5 protein-coding genes are annotated in these 4,593 nt (G+C 70.0%); all 5 read right to left on the bottom strand.

What is annotated here, in order from left to right; translation table 11 throughout:
- On the bottom strand, positions 1 to 363 hold a 363-nt coding region (locus tag EGM46_RS14345), incomplete at its 3' end, for an ATP-binding cassette domain-containing protein (RefSeq protein ID WP_164512924.1).
- A 23-nt stretch (positions 364 to 386) separates the two neighbouring features.
- Positions 387 to 1,424, bottom strand: a complete 1,038-nt coding sequence (locus EGM46_RS14340; protein WP_125100803.1) for an amino acid ABC transporter permease — start codon at positions 1,422 to 1,424, stop codon at positions 387 to 389.
- A 19-nt stretch (positions 1,425 to 1,443) separates the two neighbouring features.
- Positions 1,444 to 2,337 (bottom strand): ABC transporter substrate-binding protein, encoded by an 894-nt coding sequence (locus EGM46_RS14335; protein ID WP_125100802.1) that lies wholly within the window; start codon positions 2,335 to 2,337, stop codon positions 1,444 to 1,446.
- A 226-nt stretch (positions 2,338 to 2,563) separates the two neighbouring features.
- Positions 2,564 to 3,271, bottom strand: coding sequence for a response regulator transcription factor (locus tag EGM46_RS14330; protein ID WP_125100801.1), 708 nt, complete (start codon positions 3,269 to 3,271; stop codon positions 2,564 to 2,566).
- Positions 3,268 to 4,593, bottom strand: a 1,326-nt coding sequence (locus tag EGM46_RS14325; protein WP_125100800.1) for a sensor histidine kinase, incomplete at its 5' end; no start/stop codon positions are given. The genes EGM46_RS14325 and EGM46_RS14330, both read right to left, overlap by 4 nt.

Here is a 4,593-nt window from a genome sequence, read left to right as displayed (position 1 = left end):
TGCCCGGTCCTTCTTCTTGAGGAGGGTCGGCGCGAGCATCACGTTCTCGAGCGCGGTCATGTGCGGGAACAGGTTGAAGCGCTGGAACACCATGCCGATGTCGCGCCGCTGCTTCGCCGCCTCGCGCGGGTGCATCTCGTACAGCTTCTCGCCCTGCTGGCGGTAGCCGACGAGCTCACCGTCGACCGAGAGCCGCCCGGAGTTGATGGTCTCCAGGTGGTTGATGCAGCGCAGGAAGGTGGACTTCCCCGAGCCGGACGGGCCGACCAGGCAGAGCACCTCGCCGCGCTGCACCTCGAGCGAGATGGACTTCAGGACGAGGTTCGAGCCGTAGGCCTTGGAAACGCCCTCGGCGCGCACCATGGGGGTGTCGGTTGCGTGCTGGTTCACTGGAGGCCTCCCCCTGGTCCCTGGACCGGCGGCACGATGCGCCTGCGGCCGCCTGATTCCTCAACGATCGGCGTCGAGCCGTCCACGCCGACGACGCCGATCGCCGCGGTCTCCACGGTGGGCTTCATCACGTCCGCGCGCTGGCCTGCGCCCTTCGCGAAGTGCTTCTCGAGGTAGTACTGGCCCACCATCAGGATCGAGGTGATCACGAGGTACCAGAACGACGCGACGATGAGCATCGGGACCGGCTGGTACGTGACGGCCGCAATGTCGCGCGTGCGCGTGAAGATCTCAAGCGTGAACGGCACCGCGGTGACGAGCGAGGTGGTCTTGAGCATGGAGATGAGTTCGTTGCCGGTCGGCGGGATGATGACCCGCATCGCCTGCGGCAGGACGACTCGCGTCATCGTGTGCCACCAGCCGAGGCCGAGCGCGACGGCCGCCTCGTCCTGGCCCTTGTCCACCGACAGGAGCCCCGCGCGCACGATCTCGGCCATGTACGCCGCCTCGTTGAGCGCGAGCCCGATCACGGCGAGCGTGAAGTACGAGAGCAGGTCCTTCGTGGTGATCGACATCATCGCGTCGGTGAACGGGATCCCGAGGTCGATGGTCTTGTACACGACGGGGACCATGCCCCAGAACACGAGCTGGACGTACACCGGGGTGCCGCGAAATACCCACAGGTACACCCAGGCAACCGCCCGCACCACGGGGTTCGGGGAGAGCCGCATCACCGCGAGCGCGACGCCGAGGAGCACGGCGATGATCATGGAGTAGATGGTGAGCTGCAGCGTGTAGCCGATCGCGGAGACGACCCGCGTGTCGAAGAGGTACTTGCCGACCTCGGGCCAGTTGTACACCGGCCGGTTGAACGCCGCGTCGTAGATGAACAGCGCGGCGATGATGATGAGCACCGTGGCGAACACGGAGCGCCACGGGTGGCGCAGGCGGATCGCTTCGATGGCAGCGGACTGGTGCGTGACCTCGGGCTGCGGGGCGCTCGGCCCCGCAGCCCGCGAGGGCGTATCGGACATTGCGGTATCGCGTTCCCGGCTAGTTCTCGCCGGCGTTGATGGTGGCCTCAGTCAGCGCACCCGACTCGATACCGGCCTTCGTGAGGATCTCGAGGTACGTGCCGTCGTCCATGAGCGACTGCAGCGCCGCCTGGACCGCCTTCGTGGTGTCGCTGTCCTTCTGGGTCGCGAAGCCGTACGGCGCGGCGTCGAAGACCTCGCCGACCTCTTCGAGCTGCCCCTCGAGCTTGCTCACCGCGTCGCCCGTCACGGGGAGGTCGGCGGAGAAGGCGTCAGCCTGGCCCTGCACAACCGCCGTGGTGACCTCGGGCTGCCCGTCGAACGGCAGGATCTCGATCGGTTCCTTGCCGGCGTCGGTGCACGCCTTCGACTTCGCGGGCAGCTCGTCGGTGTGCTGCACCGTGGTCGCCTGCACGGCGACCGTCAGGCCGCAGGCGTTGTCGGGGTCGACGTCGGAGCCGACCGGCGCCGCCCAGGTGGTGCCGGCGTTCAGGAAGTTGACGAAGTCGACCGACTGCTGGCGTTCGACGGTGTCGGTGAACGAGGAGGAGCCCATCTCGAGCGCGGCCTCCTGGATGCGCGGGATGATGCTGTCGAAGCCGAGGATCTCCCACTCGGGCGTGAGGCCGAGCTTCGCGGAGACGGCCTCGGCGAGCTCAACGCCCCAGCCGACGGGCTTGCCGTCGGCGTCCTTGTACTCGTTCGGCGGGTACTCAGCGTCGGTGCCGATGCGGAGCACGCCGGAGTCAGCGATCTCGGCGGGGAGGAGGCCAGCGGCAGCCTCGTCGACGGCGATCGCGCCGGCTGCGGCCTCGTCCGAGGGCTTCTCCGTCGCCCCGTCGGAGTTGGTGCACCCGGTGAGGGTGAGGAGGGCGGCGGCGGCGAGCGCGGGGAGCGCGTATCGAATCTTCATTGAGTTCTCCAATGGGGAAGCCTCGCGCACACTCACTTCTGAGTGGACGTCGCTTCGTTGCGTGATGTCGCTCTGAGTGTACTGCGCACACCGCACCACTCAACTACAGAGTCTCTACCCGGCTCCATACGGAGGCTTGATCCTGCGGAAGAATGGCCGGAATCGCGCGAATTCTCGGCGGGCAGGTGCCCGGGATCGCGGATAACGTTCTGGTGACGCACGCGCGTCAGCCCTCGTCGAGCTCCAGCCGGTACCCCATCCCCGGCTCCGTGATGAGGAATCGCGGCGCGCTCGCATCGCGCTCCAGCTTCTTCCGCAGCTGCGAGATGTAGAGCCGCAGATAGCCGGTGTCGGTGACGTGCTCGCTCCCCCAGATGTGGGTGAGGAGCGTCTGCCTGGTGACGAGCTTGCCCGGGTTGCGCAGCAGCAGCTCGAGTACCTGCCACTCCGTTGGCGTGAGCCGGATCTGGCGCCGCCCGCCCCCCGCCGCGTCGATCACGCTGCGCGCGGCGAGGTCGATCGTGATGTCGCCGAGCGACACGACGAGCGAGGGCGGGGCCGCGCCCTCCTGCTGCTGCGGCAGGCGGCGCGTCAGCGCGCGCACGCGCGCGAGCAGCTCCTCCACGGAGAACGGCTTCGTGAGGTAGTCGTCGGCGCCAGCGTCGAGCGCGTCGACCTTGTCCGCGGTGCCGGCGCGGCCCGACACGACGAGGATGGGGGCCTGCGACCAACCGCGCACGGCGTGGATCACCTCGACCCCGTCGAGGTTCGGCATGCCGAGGTCGAGGATGAGCAGTTCGGGGTGCTCGGCGATCGCGGTGCTGATCGCGGAGGCGCCGTCGACCGCGGTGAGCACCGCGTAGCCCTGCGCGGTCAGCGTGATGCGAAGCGCGCGAAGCAGCTGCGGATCGTCGTCGGCGATCAGGATCTTCACGCGCGTCCCTCCGGTTCGGGGGCCGCCGCGAGCGAGACGACCATCGTGAGGCCCCCGCCCGGGGTGTCCTCGGGCTCCAGTGTGCCACCCATCGCCTCGACGAACCCCTTCGAGAGCGCAAGGCCGAGGCCTAGGCCGGTGCCGTTGTCGGTGTCGCCGAGCCGCTGGAACGGCACGAACACCTCGTCGCGGCGCGCGGCGGGGATCCCCGGCCCGTGGTCGATGACGCGCACCTCGACGCGGTCGGCGAAGGTACTCGTCGCGATGCGCACGAGGCTGCCGCGCGGCGCGAACCGCGTCGCGTTCGCGAGCAGGTTCACGAGCACGCGCTGGAGCAGCACGGGATCCGTGCTCGCCTGCCGCTCACCGTGCTCGAGCGCGAGCTCCACCGCCGCGGGGCCGAGCCCCAGCTCGTCGAGCGCGGGACCGACGACGTCGGCGGGATCGAGCGGCGCCGTGTGGATGGTGAGCGCGTCGGCCTGCAGCCGGCTCACGTCGAGCAGATCGGTGACGAGCGCGGTGAGCGCCGTGAGGCTCTCGTCGGCGGTGTCGAGCAGCGCGCCGCGATCCTCCGCCGTGAGCGCGGATCCCGCGGTCCGCAGGCCACCCACCGCCGTCGTCGCCGCGGCGAGCGGGCGCCGCAGGTCGTGGCTGAGCGCGGAGAGCAGCGCGCCGCGCACCCGGTCCGACGCGGCGATCGGCGCGATCTCGCTCGCCGTCTCGGCGAGCCGCTGATGCTCGAGCGCGGCGGCCAACTGCGCCGTGATGACCGCGAGCAGGCGCTGCTCGGAGGCCGGCAGATCGCCGCCGAAGAGCAGCAGCTCGCCGCGCTCGCCCACCGGAAGCCGGCTCGTCACCTCACCGTCCTGCACCCCGGATGCCGCCACCGTCTCCCCGCCCTCGACGAGGCGCGCCCCGCGCAGCGCGAACGCCTCGCGCGCGCGATCGACGAGCGCCTCGACCGCGCTATCGCCGCGCAGCACACTGCCGGCGACCGTCTGCAGCAGCTCGGACTCGGCGGCGGCACGGCGGGCCACTCGCGCGGCGCGCGCCGCGCGATCCACCACCACGCTGACGAGCGCGGCGATGGTCGTGTAGAGCAGCAGCGCGACCACGTGCAGCGGGTCGGTGATCGTGACCGTGAACAGCGGCGCGATGAACAGGAAATCAAGGGTGATGCCCGAGAGCACCGCGGCGAAGAGCGCCGGCCACAGCCCACCGACCAGCGCGACGATCACGACGAGCAGCTGATAGCTCAGCACGTCGCCGGTGATCGACTCCGGGCTGCGCATCGTGAAGAGCAGCCAGGTGAGCAGCGGCCC

The sequence above is a fragment of the Leucobacter chromiireducens genome (genome assembly GCF_003917135.1).
GTDB lineage: Bacteria > Actinomycetota > Actinomycetes > Actinomycetales > Microbacteriaceae > Leucobacter > Leucobacter chromiireducens_A.
This window is presented reverse-complemented; position numbering and strand designations above follow the sequence as displayed.

Bases quoted from the DNA above. Each gene is read 5' to 3' on its own strand.
- EGM46_RS14340 (WP_125100803.1), bottom strand. From the start codon at position 1,424: ATGTCCGATACGCCCTCGCGGGCTGCGGGGCCGAGCGCCCCGCAGCCC.
- EGM46_RS14335 (WP_125100802.1), bottom strand. From the start codon at position 2,337: ATGAAGATTCGATACGCGCTCCCCGCGCTCGCCGCCGCCGCCCTCCTC.